The following is a 17,877-nucleotide window of genomic DNA, read 5'->3' on the forward strand; positions in this document are numbered from 1 at the left end:
ATCGCAGGCCCAAAGCCGTGCCGGTCAACGCTTGATCGACTCATCGACGGGCTGACGTCAGGTATTGTCGACAACCAGCAGGTCGCACCGGCGCGTATGTAGCGGACGCTCACCCCACACCAGCTTCACCTTGTTGATGATTTCGCTAACGGCTACGGACCCAAACCTGAAGATTGAGTAGGCAAGTATCCGGCTCGCATAGCCTGTAAAGATGTCGTCGCAAGTGCCGATAACTCGAAAGAATACTGAATGACCGTGCGTCGATTTTGGCGATGAGCAAGGAACAGGAAATGATGTTTTCTCGTCAGAACGCATTCAAAGCAACAGATGTGAGCCTTTGCGCTCTGGTGTTCCTGGCGGGTGTCGCCGTCACGGTCTTGGTACTGATTCTTTTCGTTGGGTCGGAGCAGCGCACCGTCAACGTTGCGTTCCAACTGGAGGTCGACGAACGATTCAGTCGCCTGCAACGACGCTTCAATACGCAGGTCTTGAAGCTGGACGTTGTGAAGCATTTCTTTATCAATGCCGACGATGTCACTGAAAAGGAGTTTCTGGGATTCGTCACGCCTCTAGTTGGAGAGGACGAAGCCTATAGCTGGGTACCGAGGATTCTCGAGAAGGATCTACAGTCGTTTCGCGCCAAGGCGCTCCTCAACGGTACAAGTGATTTTTCATATCATGAAATTGATCCAGTCACCGGCGAAAAAATTCCCCTCTCCAGCAGGCCGGAACACTGGATATTGCTCTACCTGTTGAAGCGCGATGACGTGAAGATCGTTCCTGGCATGGATGTCATGGCTCGTCCGGGTCGCCAGGTCTTGATGAGCAAGGCGCGAGAAAAAAATCAAATAGTCGTGTCGGAACCATTGAAAATGACTAATGGGCAGTCCGGGATTTTCTTCGTCGCTCCCATATTCCAGAACTCCCTTGAGGTTCCAGCCAAGGATGATGGTTTGCAGGGTTTCGTTGTCTCCACCGTACGCCTGGCGTCTTTGATGGAACAGGGCATTCCATTACCCAGTCTGCAACGGCTGAACGTGAGACTTTCACTGATCGACACGCAGCATCAAGGGGAAACCATTTATCAGAGCCAGGCCCCTGCTGCCCCTTCAGAGCTGTACACACAACGGCTGTTGAAAGTGGCTGATCAGAATTACCTGATCCAGTTTCGACCCAGCTCGACTTTTCTCGCCGCCAACAGCAACGCCCTGTCCGTCAGTTTGATTGCATTATTCGGAATAGGATTGACGCTGCTATTGACCTTGATGGTGTACTTGCTGATCACACAGCGCGCCCGCGCCCTCTCGCTGGTTGATGAGCGCACGCAAGACTTGCGTTTATTGAACATTACCGACCACCTGACCGGTGTCTATAACCGCCGGCATTTCGAAGATTTGATGGAGCGCCTGCTCATCGAGGCTGACAAGCACGACAAGCCTCTATCGCTGATCCTGTTCGACGTCGATCACTTCAAATGCATCAATGACCACTGGGGGCATCAGTGTGGGGATAACGTTCTCAAGTCGTTGTGCGCACGAATACGTTCGGCAACACGCAAAACCGACTTGCTGTGCAGAACGGGCGGAGAAGAGTTCGCATTGATCTGCCCGGACAGCGAATCGAACGATACGAGCCTGCTGGCAGAAAAGCTAAGAGTGCTGATAAGCACCCTCCCATTTGAAGAGGCAGGAAAGGTCACTTGTAGCTTCGGCGTTGCAACGTGGGCGCCATCGGAATCGTTTGACGACTTCATTCGGCGTGCCGATAGCGCCATGTACAAAGCTAAATCAAGTGGTCGTGATCAGGTCCAACTGGCGAATCCGTAGCAAACTGGCTATTGAGTTGTCAGGACAAAAGGTTGTCATTCCCCGCCACAAAAAGACATTGACTGAGCGGCTCCGGGCGTTAGCTATCGGCTCTGAAAGTGTCTGGCCAAGTCATCTACCCAGCTGCACAAAAAGCCAAGACAGGGTGCGCACTTAAATCAAGTGCGCACCAGTTGTAGCCTTTTACCCGACCCAACTGACGGCGGTTTTGGGAATCACTTCTGACTCGTCGAGTTTGGAGGCGAACATGCTCACCGCCTCGACGGCGTCGCTGGTGCCGCTACGAATCTGCAAGATCACCGAGCCAGCCTGATCGGCCAGACCGACGCCGCGTTGTGCACTCTCTTGAGTTGCGTTCATGCTGGCGACGGCATCACGGGTTTCAGAAAGGATCTTGCCGATCATTTCGGCAATTTCCGCAGTCGACCGGCTGGTGCGCCCTGCCAGTTGCCGAACTTCGTCGGCCACTACCGCAAAGCCTCGGCCCTGATCGCCCGCTCGGGCCGCTTCAATGGCGGCGTTAAGGGCGAGCAGATTGGTTTGATCAGCGATACCGCGAATAGTATTGACGATGGCCGTGATCTGTTCGGAACGGTCGCCCAACTGACCAACCAGCCTCGCCGACGCGCCAATGTTTTCGGCAATCTGGCGCATCTCTCGAGCTGTTTCCTGAATGACTTGGGCGCCCTGTTCGGCGACTTTCTCGGTCTCGGCGGAAATATGGTACGCCCGGGAAGCGCCGCGCGAATCCTCTTCAAAGCGCTCGATACGCTCGGTGATATCACTGGCGAACTTGACGATCTTCGACAATTTGCCAGTAGCGTCATACACCGGGTTATAGGTCGCTTCCAGCCAGACCACTCGTCCGTGTTTGCCGATACGTTTGAACTGACCACTGAAAAACTCACCTGCATTCAATCGACGCCAGAAGTCGCTGTAGTCGCTTCCATTTATCAGGCTTGCCTCGCAAAAGAGCCGGTGGTGCTTACCCTTGAGCTCGTTTAGGGCATAGCCCATGGTGTGTAGAAAATTGTCGTTGGCCGAGAGGATATTGCCACTGAGGTCAAACTCAATCACGGCCATGGCGCGATCCAGTGCGGCAAGCTTGCCCCGATTCAGCGCTTCTTGAACGACTTTTTCAGTCACGTCCAGGGCATACTTGACGATCGTAATAACTTGGCCTCGTTCGTCGATCACAGGGTTGTAACTGGCTTCAAGCCAGACATTCTGTCCCATCGAGTTGACTCGCTGGAAAGTACCCGACACGAACTTGCCAGCACGCAGTTGCGACCAAAACTGGCTGTACTCCGCACTGTTAGTTAGCGCAGAGGAGCAGAATTCCCGATGCGATTTCATAAGCAATTGCTCAGCGCTATAGCCCATGGTGGCGAGAAAATTATCGTTGGCTCGCAACACCTTGCCGTCCAGGTCAAACTCGACTACCGCCATGGAGCGGCCCAGTGCTTCGATCAATCCCTTATAGCCCAAGACTTCGGCCTTCCTGGCCTGTAGTTCATCTTTAAGTGATTTATTGAACATGGACTTACCCTCGGAGTGACCTTCAACGGATTCGACTTAAGTAGGTATCGGCGGGCAATCTGGCAAATGAATAGTGCTACACATAACTATGATTTGACGTCAATAAATTGCTTATTTTGTATAAGCGCTCATGCAGCACACCGATGAAACCGGTTGCCACTTATGCGGCAACAACTGATCAATTTCACTCACTCACCCGCTGCGTCGGCAGGCGCGTGCCGCCAGCCAGACGCCAATCCCATCGTGCACCAGCACTTTGACTCGGGTCGCGCGGCGATTGGCAAACAGATAGACGCAGTGCGGCTTCGCCGCACCGAGCACGCTGCATGGAAATACCCGCTTAAAAGGCTGGAACGGGTGCCCACTTAAATTGAAGTGCACACCATGTCCTGGCTTTGCGGGGTCGGGTAGATGACTTGGCCGGACGCATGCCTCTGAAAAGCCCGATCGCACAGAGACAACGTCAGCCCCTGAGATACAGCAGATTATCCCTTGCCGATTTCAAGAACGGCATATTTCGGCTGGGCACTTTTGCTAGCTTATTCAAACCACAGGGCACCGCCTGTACCGGTGCCCCGGCGTTGCTCTGACCTCCCTCCGTCCCTGCTGTTAACAGCCCCCATCAGTCCTCTAAGGAGCTAGTTGGATGACAACACAATCTTCGAATACCCACCCCGTGGATTCGCCTACGTCTCAACAGTTTTATATCAATGGTGGCTGGTGCTCGCCGGCAACGCCTGCCAGTTTGCCCGTGGTCAGTCCGGCGACTGAAAGCGTAGTTGCAGAGGTCGCCAGCGGATCGGCCGAAGACGTTGATCGGGCCGTCGCTGCGGCGCGTGCAGCGTTTTCTCGCTGGTCTGCGACCTCCGCCGAAGTGCGCGCGGATTTTCTTGGCAAAATTTACGACCTGATCCTTGAGCGAAAAGAGTCGCTTGCGCAGGCACTCTCTCTGGAAATGGGTGCTGCCATCGGTTTTGCCCGAGCGATGCAAGTGCCCTTGGCGGCCGAACACGTTCGGATCGCCCGTGACCTGCTGTCCACCTATCGCTTCCAGACGGTTGAAGGCGGCACCGCGATCGAACGCGAACCCATCGGCGTCTGCGGTCTCATCACCCCCTGGAATTGGCCGCTTTATCAAATCACCGCCAAAGTGGCCCCGGCGATTGCAGCCGGTTGCACAGTGGTGCTCAAACCCAGCGAACTGTCACCGCTGAGCGCCCTTCTTTTCGCCCAATTGGTGCATGACGCCGGCCTGCCTCCGGGTGTCTTCAATCTGGTAAATGGCACGGGTTCCGAGGTCGGCGGCGCCATGGCTGCGCACCCGGATATCGATATGATTTCGATCACCGGTTCAAACCGTGCAGGTGCCCTGGTCGCACAGGCGGCTGCCCCTACGGTGAAACGCGTCACCCAGGAACTGGGCGGCAAATCACCCAACGTGCTGCTGCCCGATGCCGACTTCGCCAACGTCGTGCCATTGGGCGTGATGACAGCGTTTCGCAACGTCGGGCAATCCTGCAGCGCCCCGACCAGAATGATCGTACCAAGGGAACGGCTGGCGGAAGTCGAGGCACTGGCCGCCGCAACCGCCAACGCGATCATCGTGGGGGATCCACAATCGGAAGAGACGGTACTCGGTCCGATAGCCAATGAGGCCCAGTTCCAGCGTGTGCAAGCCATGATCGAATCGGGCCTGAGTGAAGGGGCCAAACTCCTGTGTGGCGGTCCAGGACGCGTGCCTGGTCATGAAACCGGCTTCTACGCCCGACCGACTGTATTTTCCGAGGTCGACTCGAGCATGCGCATTGCCCAGGAGGAAATCTTTGGGCCAGTGCTGTGCATCATCGCCTATGAAACGCTCGATGAGGCTGTCGCGATCGCCAACGATACGGTGTACGGACTGAGCGCCCACGTTCAATCCCGCAACCTTGATCATGCACGTGCCGTTGCCTCACGCATCCGCGCTGGACAAGTGCTGCTCAACCACCCTGCCTGGAATCCCATGGCACCGTTCGGTGGCTACAAACGATCCGGCAATGGTCGTGAATTTGGTGTCTACGGCTTTGAGGAGTATCTGGAAACCAAAGCCATCGTTGGCTTTGGTGGCTAGCAAATAATGGGGGACAGTCAGCTGTCCCCCTGTTTGCGCCTGATGGATGTATGGAACTTCAGTGCCGCAACAACTTGCGCAACGGCACACCGTCCTTGAGTACCGGGGATTTGATGACGATGTAGCTGAAGTACTTGGAAATGCCGATGTTTTTATCCAGCAGGCTTTCAATCACTTCCTGATAATGCTGAATACTGCGCGTCATGAAGCGCACCAGATAATCGTAGCCGCCACTGATCAAATGGCATTCGAGCACTTCATCCACCAGCCGGATATTCGACTCGAATTTGGCGAAGTCTTCGCGCTTGTGGTCACTCAGGGTGATTTCGGTGAAGACCGTTACCGATTCGGTGATCTTCGCCAGGTTCAAGTGTGCCTTGTAGCTGGAAATGTACCCGGCCGATTCCAGCCGTTTGACCCGTTGCAGGCAGGGGCTGGCCGACAATCCCACGGCATCGGCCAGACTCACATTGGTCATGCGCCCGTCCTTCTGCAACTCAACCAGGATACTGATGTCGATGCGGTCCAGTTTGACTAAACCTTCCATTGCGAACCTCTTGACTGCCATTTGTAGGACAATCTACTAGCAAAATCAGCGCCGTAAACACATCTGATGCTGTGCGACCAGGTCAGCCATGCTGTTGATGCAATAATCCGCAGCGCATGGGGTCGGTTGTTTCACCCGTTCGCGACCGATCAGGCAAACATCGGTCAGCGCCTGACCGCGGGCGGCGGGTCGGGTGACCCGCAGAATGTGTACCGGCTTCAGCTCGTTGGCATTCAACCAGTCCTCGTCCCGCAGCGGATCGCTGGCCAGCGAAATAAAGTCATCAGCCACAATCCCCAGGTGCTCGCACAACACGGCGCGATCCTCGGCATCCCGGTCGCCCACGACCAACAGGCGATAAAACTTGCGTAGGTACAGCATCGCTCCGGGCGCGTCTTCGAACAATGACCAGTTGGCAGCAGAACGCGCGAAACTCATGCCCTCCTCCCAACTGGCTTTCAAGCTCCAGCGCTCGGCCAGTTGGCGATGGGCAAAACACAGCAATCCGCTGAAGCCCAGTTCGTCAAAGCGGGGATAGAGCGCCTGCACCACCTCGCGAAATTCGCCCAGCACCTGTTCCTTGTCCGGGCGCCCGCCCCGGCTGTCGAGCAACGGCTGCAGCGCTGCCCAGACCCCCGAATCACGGTCAACCAGGACTTCGTCGCAATCGATGAGCAGTGCTCGATAATCAGTCAGCCCCATGGTGTACACAGCCTCCGATGATGCGTTTCATCAATCCATGCGCCAAAAAGGTTCAGCGACGCTGGCCAGCGACCGCGCCGCTGAACCCGGCGGACATCAGTTCAATACCCGTGCCAACGCAGCCTGCAGAATCTGCAAGGCTTCATCGATCTGCGCTTCGGTCGTCACCAGTGGCGCGAGGAAGCGCAGGACGTTGCGATAGACGCCGCACTTGATCACCAGCAAGCCACCTTTGCGCGCTTCATCGATCACACGCTGGTTCAGATCCGCGTCCGGGGAGCGCGCTTCATCGTTCTTGATCAGCTCGATGGCCAACATGAACCCGGTACCGCGTACGTCACCGATCTGCGGGTAACGGCGCTGCAACTGCAGCAAACCTTCACGCAGACGCTTGCCCAATGCATCGCCGCGTTCGAGCAGTTTCTCTTCTTCATAAGCGTCGATCACCGCCAGGGCCGCTGCGCAGGACAGTGCGTTGCCGCCGTAGGTGCCGCCGAGGCCCCCAGGCAGTGGCGAATCCATGATGTCAGCTTTGCCGACCACGCCCGATAACGGCAGCCCCCCGGCCAGACTCTTGGCGACGGTGACCAGGTCAGGCTGGATGCCGGCGTGCTGGAAACCGAACCACTTGCCGGTGCGGCCGAATCCGGTCTGGATCTCATCGAGGATCAGCACGATGCCGTGCTTGTGGGTCAACTCGCGCAATGCCTGGAGGAATGGCGCCGGTGCCGCAAGGAAACCACCGTCGCCCTGCACAGGTTCAATGATGATCGCCGCAACCCGCTCCGGCGCAACCTGAGTGGCAAGCAACTCGTCCAGCGCCTTCAGCGCCATCTCACTGGTGACGCCGCGATAGGCATTTGGATATGGGGTGTGAAACACCTCCGGCGCGAAGGGCCCGAAGTTCTGTTTGTAGGGCTGGCTCATGCCGGTCAGCGTGGTGCCGAGCAAGGTGCGTCCATGGAAACCGCCGCGGAAGGAGATCACAGCAGAGCGGTTGGTGTGAGCGCGCGCGATTTTCACCGCGTTCTCCACGGCTTCGGCGCCGGAGGTGAAGAACGCCGCTTTGTATTGCTCCTCGCCGCCTATCATTTCGCACAAGCGCTGGGCCAGATCCAGATACGGCTTGTAGGCCACCACCTGAAAGCAGGCGTGCGAGACTTTTTGCAATTGGGCCTGCACCGCTGCAACCACTTTGGGATGGTTATGGCCGATGTTCAGCACGCCGATGCCGCCGACGAAGTCCAGATAACGCTGGCCGTCTACGTCCCACAATTCAGCCCCTTGGGCGCGATCAATCACCAGCGGATGAGCGGTGACCAGTCCGCGTGGCACGAACTGATCACGCTGACGGAGTAAATGAGGTGTTTGGTCGACTTGGCTGTTCATGGCATTTCCCTTCGTGAGTCCGGCAGCCCGGAGTGAATGCAGGAGGTGGTTACACAGGGTCTTAAGATTAAGACTTGTGCGGAACGAACTACGCCGAACTTGGCCCCTGAGAAATCCGGATCGACTGTTTTCACCCTGCCAAACGGCAGATTCCTTCAGGCCGCCGAATCTGCCGGCCGCGTGCATATATGACATGACGCACAGTGTTCGCAGCGCTGCTTTCGACAGATCCTGCTCTGGCGTTGGGCGATGATGGGAGCACTTTCAACCCTCTCAGGAATTGACCATGGCCCTGCTCTACAAAGCTGACCCCGTGCGCGGCGAACAGTGGAAAGCACTGTTCGCCGAACATGCCCCGGACATCGAATGGCGCGCCTGGCCGGACATCGGCGATCCCGCAGACATCAAGTACCTGGCGGCGTGGCAGGCGCCGGAGGATCTGCAGGCGGTGTTGCCGAATCTGCAGGTGTTGTTTGCGTTGTCGGCCGGAGTCGATCAGTTGGATCTGAGCCGTATCCCGGCGAGTCTTCCGGTGGTGCGCCTGCTCGATCCCGGGATCACCCAAGGCATGTGCGAGTACGCCAGTTTTGCCGTGCTCAGCTTGCACCGGGATATGTTGCGCTATCGCCAGCAGCAGATGGCGCGGTGTTGGCAGGCGCACCTGTTGCAGCCGGCGCATCAGCGTCGCGTGGGGGTGATGGGCCTCGGTACTCAGGCGCAGCAGATTCTCGCCACCTTGCAGCCCCTGGGCTTTGCCCTCAAGGGGTGGGCGCGCAGTGCGCATCGGATTGCCGGCGTCGAGTGCTTTGCCGGTCGCGAGCAACTGCCGGCGTTTCTGAGCCAGTGCGACATTGTGATGTGCGTATTGCCGCTGACCGAGCAGACCCGTGGCATTCTCGACCGCGAGTTGTTTCGCCAATTGCCGCATGGCGCGGCACTGATCAACATGGGGCGCGGTGGGCATCTGGTGGAAGAGGACTTGCTCGACGCGCTGGACAGCGGGCAACTCAGCGGCGCGGTGCTGGATGTGGTGCAGAACGAACCGGCACCGGCGGATCATCCCTTCTGGGGCCATCCGCAGATTCTGCTGACGCCGCATATCGCGGCGATGACCCAGCCGGAAAGCGCATTTGCTGTCCTGCTGGAGAACATCCGCTGCTTCGAACGCGGCGAGCCCATGAGCGGTCAGATCGACCGCAACAAAGGTTACTGATTCACACCCTCTGCACGAGCGAGCAGGCTCACTCATGCAGAGGATGACGATGCTTCAGAGGAACTCGGCGATGGCCCTGCCGACATCCTGGGTCGAGCCCTTCCCGCCCAGATCCGGGGTGATCGGTCCCTCGGCGATCACCCGCTCGATCGCCTGCAAGATCCCGTCGTGTGCTGCGCGATAACGCTCGTCACCGTTGCCCAGGAAATCGAGCATCAGCGCCCCTGACCAGATCATCGCAATCGGGTTGGCGATGTTCTGCCCATAGATGTCCGGCGCCGAACCATGCACTGGCTCGAACAGTGACGGAAAACGTCGCTGCGGATCCAGGTTGGCCGACGGCGCGATGCCGATGGTTCCGGCACACGCCGGCCCCAGGTCGGAGAGGATGTCGCCGAACAGGTTCGACGCCACCACCACATCGAACCGATCCGGTTGCAGAACGAAGCGCGCGCACAAGATATCGATGTGCTGCTTGTCCCACGTCACCTGCGGGTACTGCGCAGCCATCAGCGCGGTGCGCTCGTCCCAATAAGGCATGCTGATCGAAATGCCGTTGGACTTGGTCGCTGCGGTCAGGCGCTTGCGTGGCCGGGTCTGGGCCAGGTCGAAGGCGAACTTGAGAATCCGGTCGACACCCCGGCGGGTGAACACCGATTCCTGCAGCACGAACTCATGCTCGGTGCCTTCGAACATCTTGCCGCCGACCGATGAATATTCGCCTTCGGTGTTCTCGCGAATCACCACGAAATCGATGTCCCCCGGTTCGCGCCCGGCCAACGGGCATGGCACCCCGGGGAACAGGCGCACCGGGCGGATATTCACGTACTGGTCGAAGTCGCGGCGGAACTTCAGCAGCGACCCCCACAGGGAAATATGGTCCGGCACTTTCTCCGGCCAGCCCACGGCGCCGAAGTAAATCGCGTCGAAGCCCTTGAGCTGTTCGAACCAGTCCTCGGGCATCATCTGCCCGTGTTCCAGGTAATAATCGCAATGCACCCAGTCGAGCACTTCAATGCTCAAGTCCAGTTGCCATTTCTTCGCGGCCTGCTCCAGAACCCGCAGCCCCTCGGGCAGCACTTCCTTGCCAATCCCGTCGCCGGCAATCGCGGCGATCTTGAAGACCTTGCTCATCAGTTGTGGCTCCCCGTTGTTGTGAAGTTACAAGCCGCCGATGTGGAAGGCTTTGACTTCAAGGTATTCGTCGAGACCGTATTTGCTGCCTTCACGGCCCAGGCCCGATTGTTTGATGCCGCCGAACGGCGCGACTTCCATGGAGATGATTCCGGTGTTGAGGCCGACCATGCCGAATTCCAGCGCTTCGCCGAAACGCCATGAGCGACGCAAGTCTTGAGTGAAGTAATAGGCGCCGAGGCCAAACGGCGTGGCGTTGGCCAGCGCCAAGGCTTCGGCTTCGTCGGTGAACCGCATCAGCGGCGCGACCGGGCCGAAGGTTTCTTCGTTGGCCAGGAGCATGCCGGCGTGGGCATCGCCAAGCACCGTCGGTTGCACAAATTGACTGTCGCCCTGCGGAACGCCACCGCAAAGCAGCTGCGCGCCCTGGCTCAAGGCATCATCGATGTGGCGGGCCACCTTGCTAACGGCAGCCTTGTTGATCAGCGGGCCAATAGTCACGTCGTCCTGCAGGCCATTGCCGACCTTGAGTTTGCCGACCTCCTCGACCAGACGCTGGGCAAAACGCTGGTAAATGCCGTCCTGCACCAGAATCCGGTTGGCGCAGACGCAGGTCTGCCCGGCGTTGCGAAACTTGCTCAGCATGATCCCGGTAATCGCCTGCTCAAGATCGGCATCGTCAAACACAATGAACGGTGCGTTGCCGCCGAGCTCCAGGCTCAATCGCTTGATGTGTTCGGCACTCTGGCGCATCAGCAAACGGCCCACCGCCGTGGAACCGGTGAAGGAAATCTTGCGCACCGTCGGGTTGCCGGTCAGCTCTTCGCCAATCCCGGCGGGCATGCCGGTCAGCACATTGAACACCCCGGCCGGAATGCCGACGCGCTCAGCCAACACCGCCAATGCGAGCGCCGACAGCGGCGTCAGATCCGACGGTTTGACGATGATCGGGCACCCCGCCGCCAGGGCCGGAGCACACTTGCGGGTAATCATTGCGTTGGGGAAATTCCACGGCGTGATCGCCGCGCAGACACCCACCGGTTGCTTGAGGGTCAACAGTCGGCGGTCGCCGCTGGGCGCCGGCATGGTTTCGCCGTAAATCCGCCGCGCCTCTTCGGCAAACCATTTGACGAAACCCGCGCCGTAGCGGATTTCACCTTTGGCTTCATTCAGCGGCTTGCCTTGTTCGCAGGTCATGATCAGCGCCAGATCGTCGAGGTTGTCGATCATCGCCTGATACCAACGCTCCAACAGCGCCGCACGTTCGGCGGCCGGCCGTGCCCGCCAGGCGGGCCAGGCCCGTTCGGCGGCGTCGATGGCGCGACGGGTTTCCACGCCTTGCATGGCGGGCACGCGGCCGATCAATTCGCCGCTGGCCGGGTCGATGACATCCAGGGTCGCGCCGTCATCGGCGCCGATCCACTGGCCGTTCACATAAGCGAGTTCTGCGAGAAGACCGGGGTCTTTCAAACGATTCTTGAGCATGGTCGAGTCCTGATCCGAGACAGATTCCAGTCTAGGGAGACTCGACGGATAAGGATGCTGAAAGCGCTTGACGGACAGTGTCGGCTGCTGAAATTGGCGGTGGAACAGCAGAACTGCTGTTTCTATCGTTTCAGCGAACCGAGCAAGCCCTCCAGAAAGCGCTCCCCCGCCTCCATCTGGCTGATCTCGATAAACTCGTCGGGCTTGTGCGCCTGCTCGATCGAACCTGGCCCGCAGACAACCACCGGCACATCCAGACGCTGCTTGAACAACCCGCCTTCCGTACCGAACGAAACCTTGGACGTCGTGGTATCCGGCGCCGCGAAATTTTTCAGGAACCGTACCGCTTCGACGCTCGGGTGGGTGTCCAGGCCAGGATAGACGTTGACCGTTTCAATCTCGATGGCCGCCACGCTCGAAAGCTTCTTCGCCTCGCGCACGATCAACTCGGCACGCTCCTGCATCTGCGCGAGAATCAGTTCCAGATCATCCGCCGGCAAATTGCGCACTTCAAAATCCACCGTGCACAGATTCGGCACGATATTCAGCGCCCGGCCACCGCCGATCTGGCCCACGTGCACGGTGGTGTAAGGCACGTCGTAATCGGCATCCCGGGCGCCCTGCTCCTGCAGTTGACGCTGGGATTCACGCAACGCTGCAATGAAATCGCAGGCCACGTGGATCGCGTTGACCGAGCGCGGCGCCAGCGAAGAATGCGCCTCCAGCCCCCGACAATAGGTGCGGTACGAGCCCTTGCCCTTGTGCCCCAGCACAAACTGCATGTTGGTCGGTTCGCCGATCAGGCACAGGAACGGCCGCACTGGCGCCAGATGCAGCACATCAAGCAAACGCCGCACGCCAACGCAGCCGATTTCCTCATCGTGTGACAGCGCCAACTGCAGCGGGCGGCTGAGGGAATATTCAGCGGCGTCAAGCATCGAGTCGATGGCCAGCGCGATAAAGCCTTTCATGTCGCAACTGCCGCGCCCGTAAACCCGCCCGTTCTGCTCCGTCACCTGAAACGGTGGAACAGTCCACGCCTGCCCCGCAGCTGGCACCACGTCCGTGTGGCCGGACAGCAGAATGCCCGGTTGGTCTTTCGGGCCGGTGCTGGCAAACAGATTGGCCTTCTTGCCGCTTTCGTCCTTGACGATCAGCGACTCGATGCCCTTGCTCAGCAGCAGCTCGCGAACGTACTCGATCAACGCCATGTTCGATTCCGACGACACGGTATCGAACGCAATCAATCGTTTGAGGATCTCCAGTACACGGGGTTTCATGAGGCTTTGCTCCGTTGCTCGGCCAAGGGGGCGAACCGGCGTATGGAAAAGGGTTCGATCAGCGTGGAGGTGCTGCCGGTGCTGATCAACTCAGCCATGACATCTCCGACGCCCGGCCCCAACTGGAAGCCATGGCCACAGAAGCCGAATGCGTAATACAGCCCCTCGACCGTGCCGCTTGGCCCCATGATCGGCAGCGAGTCCGGCAGATAGCTTTCGATGCCGCTCCAGACCCGAATGATGTTCAGATTGCCGACACCCGGCAGCAGTCGGCGCATTTGCCGGATCTGGTTGAGGATGCTGCGTGGCTCGACATAGGCACGGCGATTGACCATGTCCGGTTTGCTGCGATAGCCGCCGCCAATGATGATGTTGCCGCGTGGAATCTGCCGGAAATAAATGACTTCCTCAGGGATTTTGGTGAACACGCCAATCACCGTCGGCAAGGCGTACGGCACCGGTTCCGTCACCGCCATCTGCGGGCCGTGGGTGTCCAGCGGTACCGGTTCGCCGAACTGCGCGGACAGTTTCTCTCCCCAGGCGCCGGCGGTGATCAGCAGTTGTGCGGCGCGATATTGCCGGCCATCGGTGGTGGTAACGCAGAACTCGCCTGCGGTTTTCTGCACTTCGGCCACTTCGGTCTGTTCTTCGATACGCGCACCGATCCGCCGCGCCGCCCGGGCGAATGCCGGTGCTGCCAGACGCGGGTTGGCGTGACCGTCGTGCGGTGCGTAGGAGCCCCCCTTCACGTCCGGCCCCAGAAACGGAAAGCGCCGATGCAGTTCAGCGCCGCGATAGATCTGCAGATCCAGTTGCGCCGCTTCCGGCGCCACGGCATACGCTTCGAGCTCGGCAATTTCGTCTTCGCGGTAACACACGCGCATGTGGCCGCTGGCGATGAACTCCAGATCGTCGTCAATCAGCTCCGGCAAGCGCTTCCATAGCGCAAACGAACGGTTGGCCAATTCCAGTTGCCCCAGATAACGGCCCTGACGCCGCACGTTGCCGAAGTTGACGCCGCTGGCGTATTGGCCAATCTGGTCGCGCTCGAGCAGGGTCACGGAGTGCCCGCGCTGGCGCAGAAAAAACGCTGACGCTGCGCCCATGATGCCGCCGCCGATAATCAATACATCACTTTTGTGCGGGTTCATGACGGTTCCTCGATGATCACCATCGGCAGCGGTTTGACGGGGGCCTGACCGCGTTGGCGGCCGACCTGTTGCACACTGACACCGGCTGCGGCGGCGATCACTTCGGCGCCGGCCTGCGAGCAGTAGCGGCCCTGGCAACGGCCCATGCCGACCCGGCTGAAGGCCTTGGCCCGATTGACTTCGCACGCGCCCTTTTCACTGACCGTACGGCGCAGTTCGCCCGCGCTGATCATCTCGCAGCGACAGACGATCGCCGAATCCGGCAAGGCCCCGGCCTGTTCGGCGGGCCAGGGAAATGCCTGCGCCAGACCGAGGCGGAACTGATCCATCACCGCCAATGCGCGCCGTTGCTCTGCGCGTAATACGGCATCCACCGGTTTTTGCTGATCCTCCAGCAGCGCCATCGCCACCAGACGCCCGGCATGTTCAGCGGCATCGGCACCGCGAATCCTGGCGCCGTCGCCGGCGGCATACACACCGCTGACCGAAGTGCGGCCTTCTTCATCAAGCGCCAGCCACCATTGGCCGGACGCTTCATCAAAACGCATGCGACATCCGGCCAGATCGGCCAGCTGGGTTTCCGGACGCAAGTGATACCCCAGGGCCACGGCATCGCAGTCGATGTCCAGGGTTTCGCCTTTGGCTGAGCGCACGCGCACACCACTGACGCCGCCGGTGGCATCTCCCGATATCAGCTCCGGCTTGATCCCCAGATGCACTGGTATCTTCGCCTGATACAACTGCGCCAACAGTTTCATCCCGGTGAGCAACACGCCGGGCCGCGCGAGCATCTTCGGCAGCGCGACGATGCGTTTGCTCAGTGGCGATGTATCAAGCACCGCAGCGACGTTGGCGCCGGCCTTCACATACTGGCTGGCCACCAGATACAGCAGCGGACCGCTGCCCATGAACACCACGCGATGGCCGATGGAAACCGCCTGCGACTTGAGTGCGATCTGCGCCCCGCCGAGGCTGTAGGTGCCCGCCAGCTGCCAGCCCTCAATGGGCATCAAACGGTCCGTGGCGCCGGTGCAGAGGATCAGCGCGTCGTAGTCCACCGTCGTATGGTGCCCCTGACTGACGCAGCACAATTGCCTGGGCACCAGATTCCACACCAACGTGTCGGGGCGGTAATCGATGTGTGGGCGCAAGCGCTCGAAACTCTCGTGCAGGTCACGCGCCTTGGCCGCTTCAGTGCCGTACAGCGCGCGGTAGTCGCGGGTGAAACCTTCGGGTTGGCGCCGATAGATCTGGCCGCCGTCGCGGCGATTTTCATCGATCAGGACCGGTTTGAAGCCGGCCTTCACCAACGTCTCGGCGCAGCGAATCCCCGCAGGGCCGGCGCCGACGATAACTACCCGTGCAGTGGCCATGACGCCTCCGGTTGTGTGGTGACGAGATCCAGTCCTTCACGGACTTCACTGGAGCACGCACGCAGACGCTCGCCGCTGCGCGTCCACACCCAGCAATCCTGGCAGGCGCCCATCAGGCAGAACCCGGCACGTCGACCGGAATCGAATTCCGACTGGCGCAACGCATTGCCCTGAGTGAGCAATGCGACCATCAATGTGTCGCCCTGCAACGCCCTGATGGGCACACCATCCACGGTCAAGCTGACGGTCGCCCGACCCTGCTCGGCCAGTCTCACAAAACGAGCGCTCATGCATAGGCTCCCTGATTGAAGGTGGTCACGTCCCGCTGGGTTTTCAGCAGTTCGACGCTGTCGTGGTGGCAGAGAATTTCACTGCCACCGTCGATGATTCGGCGGTTGGGTGCCGTACGGTTGCACAGGCCATCGACGCGCACCGGGCAGCGATTGAGGAAAGTGCACAGCTCGGCGACGTTGGCTTTTGGCCCGATGGGCGGCAGTTCACCGCAGGTGGTCCCGCAGGTTTCCAGCCAGCCCTGGCGCAGCTCCGGTACCGAGTGAATCAACAGATCGGTGTAGGGATGGAACGGTGCCTGCGCAAACGACTGGCGGCTGCCGGCCTGAACCTTGTGGCCGCTGTACATCACCACCACGTCATCGCACAGCGCGCGTACGGTGGAGATGTCATGACTGATGAACAGGTAGGACACGCCGAGTTGCTCACGCAAATCGCGGAGCAATTCAAGAATCGCTGCACCGACCACGGTGTCCAGCGCCGAGGTGACTTCATCGCAGAGGATCAGATCGGGTTTGGCCGCCAATGCCCGCGCCAGGTTCACCCGCTGCTTCTGCCCGCCGGACAACTCGCTTGGACGACGCTCGGCCAGGGCTCGCGGCAAGCGCACCAGGTCCAGCAACTCGTCGATACGTTCGCGCAACGCCGCGCCTTTGAGGTTGAAATACATCTTCAGCGGCCGACTCAGAATCGTGCTGATGCTGTGCATCGGATTGAGCGCCGTGTCGGCGTTCTGGAACACCATCTGGATCCGCCGGAATTGCTCGTCGCTGCGTTCGGACAGACAACCGCCCAGCGGTTGCCCGTCAAAGGTCAGCTCGCCCAATGCCGGCGTGAGCAAGCCGGCCACCACGCGGGCCAGCGTTGACTTGCCCGAACCCGACTCGCCGATCACGCCAATCGCCTGGCCCCGGCGCACGGTCAGATCAATGTCTTCCAGGACACGTATGGCCGGCATGCCCTGGGTGTTCTTGTTGCCGTAACCGGCGGTCAGGCCGCGAATGGTCAGCAGCGGGGTTTCTTCGGCAATACCACCCGGTGGGCGGATCGTCGTGTCGGGCCGCGCGGCCGCCAGCAAACTGCGGGTGTATTCGTGGCTCGGGCCTTTGAGCAGCGCCGCCGTGGCGCTTTGTTCGAATATCTGACCGCCATTGAGCACGACGATCTGATCAGCCATTTGCGCCACTACAGCCAAGTCATGGGACACATACACCGCTGTTGCGCCACGATCACGCACCACGCGTTTGAACGCCCGCAACACGTCGATCTGGGTCGTCACATCGAGCGCCGTGGTCGGTTCGTCGAGGATGACCAGCAACGGATCACTGATCAGCGCCATTGCCGCCATCACTCGCTGCAGTTGCCCACCGGACACCTGGTGCGGGTAACGCTGGCCGATATGATCCGGATCCGGCAAGGCCAGATCGCGAAACAGTTTAATGGCCTTGGCCTCAAGGGCGGCGCGGGTGCCGAGGCCGTGAATCAAGGCGCCCTCCACCACTTGGTCGATCAGTTTCTTCGCCGGGTTGAACGCCGCCGCAGCGCTCTGCGCGATATACGACACCCGATTGCCGCGCAGGCCCTGCAATTGCTGCTCGCTCAGCGCGAGCATGTTGTGCTCGCCGACCTGTACCACGCCGCCGGACAACCGACAGCCCCGTCGGGCATAACCCAACAGCGCGAGGGCAATGGTGGTCTTGCCCGAGCCCGATTCGCCGATCAACGCCAGCACTTCACCTTGTTCCAGGGCAAAGCTCACGCCTTTGACGATTTCGGTTTCACCGTGCTCGCCGCAAGCGACCACGCGCAGGTCTTCAACTCGAATCAATTGGGTCAT

The 17,877-nt window shown here is 59.8% G+C and carries 14 protein-coding genes; 3 read left to right on the forward strand and 11 right to left on the reverse strand.

Going from position 1 to position 17,877, the window contains the following annotated elements; translation table 11 throughout:
* Positions 1 to 272 precede the first annotated feature (272 nt).
* Positions 273 to 1,826: a sensor domain-containing diguanylate cyclase gene (locus J5M72_RS04245; RefSeq protein WP_243433203.1), complete on the forward strand. Its 1,554-nt coding sequence runs from the start codon at positions 273 to 275 to the stop codon at positions 1,824 to 1,826.
* Positions 1,827 to 2,009: 183 nt separating this feature from the next.
* Here the strand turns inward: J5M72_RS04245 and J5M72_RS04250 are convergent, their stop codons facing one another.
* Positions 2,010 to 3,365: a PAS domain-containing methyl-accepting chemotaxis protein gene (locus tag J5M72_RS04250; protein ID WP_207864219.1), complete on the reverse strand. Its 1,356-nt coding sequence runs from the start codon at positions 3,363 to 3,365 to the stop codon at positions 2,010 to 2,012.
* Between the two features lie 646 nt (positions 3,366 to 4,011).
* Here J5M72_RS04250 and J5M72_RS04260 point away from each other — a divergent pair.
* Positions 4,012 to 5,475, forward strand: a complete 1,464-nt coding sequence (locus J5M72_RS04260; protein WP_207864223.1) for an aldehyde dehydrogenase family protein — start codon at positions 4,012 to 4,014, stop codon at positions 5,473 to 5,475.
* Positions 5,476 to 5,533: 58 nt separating this feature from the next.
* Here the strand turns inward: J5M72_RS04260 and J5M72_RS04265 are convergent, their stop codons facing one another.
* From J5M72_RS04265 to gabT, 3 genes are all read right to left on the reverse strand, one after another.
* Positions 5,534 to 6,022 carry an Lrp/AsnC family transcriptional regulator gene (locus J5M72_RS04265; RefSeq protein WP_027616181.1) on the reverse strand — a complete coding sequence of 163 codons (489 nt, stop codon included), beginning with the start codon at positions 6,020 to 6,022 and terminating at the stop codon, positions 5,534 to 5,536.
* Positions 6,023 to 6,067: 45 nt separating this feature from the next.
* The gene (locus J5M72_RS04270) at positions 6,068 to 6,724 is read right to left on the reverse strand and encodes a 2-haloalkanoic acid dehalogenase (RefSeq protein WP_207864225.1); all 657 of its coding nucleotides are present in this window, start codon (positions 6,722 to 6,724) and stop codon (positions 6,068 to 6,070) included.
* Between the two features lie 96 nt (positions 6,725 to 6,820).
* Positions 6,821 to 8,113 (reverse strand): 4-aminobutyrate--2-oxoglutarate transaminase, encoded by a 1,293-nt coding sequence (gene gabT, locus J5M72_RS04275; protein WP_207864226.1) that lies wholly within the window; start codon positions 8,111 to 8,113, stop codon positions 6,821 to 6,823.
* 286 nt (positions 8,114 to 8,399) lie between these two features.
* Here gabT and J5M72_RS04280 point away from each other — a divergent pair, with 286 nt between their 5' ends.
* Entirely contained in the window at positions 8,400 to 9,326 is a 927-nt protein-coding gene (locus tag J5M72_RS04280; protein WP_207864228.1) for a glyoxylate/hydroxypyruvate reductase A, read from the forward strand.
* Positions 9,327 to 9,380: 54 nt separating this feature from the next.
* Here the strand turns inward: J5M72_RS04280 and J5M72_RS04285 are convergent, their stop codons facing one another.
* The 7 genes from J5M72_RS04285 to J5M72_RS04315 form a co-directional block, all read right to left on the reverse strand.
* Positions 9,381 to 10,460 (reverse strand): tartrate dehydrogenase, encoded by a 1,080-nt coding sequence (locus tag J5M72_RS04285; RefSeq protein ID WP_207864230.1) that lies wholly within the window; start codon positions 10,458 to 10,460, stop codon positions 9,381 to 9,383.
* A 27-nt stretch (positions 10,461 to 10,487) separates the two neighbouring features.
* On the reverse strand, positions 10,488 to 11,945 hold the full coding sequence (locus tag J5M72_RS04290) for an NAD-dependent succinate-semialdehyde dehydrogenase (RefSeq protein WP_207864231.1): 1,458 nt from the start codon (positions 11,943 to 11,945) through the stop codon (positions 10,488 to 10,490).
* A gap of 122 nt (positions 11,946 to 12,067) precedes the next feature.
* Entirely contained in the window at positions 12,068 to 13,225 is a 1,158-nt protein-coding gene (gene argE / locus J5M72_RS04295) for an acetylornithine deacetylase (protein WP_207864233.1), read from the reverse strand.
* A complete protein-coding gene (locus tag J5M72_RS04300; RefSeq protein WP_207864235.1) occupies positions 13,222 to 14,376 on the reverse strand; it encodes an FAD-binding oxidoreductase in 1,155 nt (384 codons plus the stop codon). The genes argE and J5M72_RS04300 overlap by 4 nt, the downstream gene beginning before the upstream one ends.
* Positions 14,373 to 15,749 (reverse strand): FAD-dependent oxidoreductase, encoded by a 1,377-nt coding sequence (locus J5M72_RS04305; RefSeq protein ID WP_207864237.1) that lies wholly within the window; start codon positions 15,747 to 15,749, stop codon positions 14,373 to 14,375. Before J5M72_RS04305 ends, J5M72_RS04300 begins: the two co-directional genes overlap by 4 nt.
* Entirely contained in the window at positions 15,731 to 16,039 is a 309-nt protein-coding gene (locus J5M72_RS04310) for a (2Fe-2S)-binding protein (RefSeq protein WP_207864239.1), read from the reverse strand. Before J5M72_RS04310 ends, J5M72_RS04305 begins: the two co-directional genes overlap by 19 nt.
* Complete coding sequence (locus J5M72_RS04315; protein ID WP_207864241.1) at positions 16,036 to 17,877, reverse strand: ABC transporter ATP-binding protein; 1,842 nt, start codon at positions 17,875 to 17,877, stop codon at positions 16,036 to 16,038. Before J5M72_RS04315 ends, J5M72_RS04310 begins: the two co-directional genes overlap by 4 nt.

Origin of the sequence: Pseudomonas sp. 58(2021) (assembly GCF_017491585.1) — a bacterium.
GTDB lineage: Bacteria > Pseudomonadota > Gammaproteobacteria > Pseudomonadales > Pseudomonadaceae > Aquipseudomonas > Aquipseudomonas fluorescens_BT.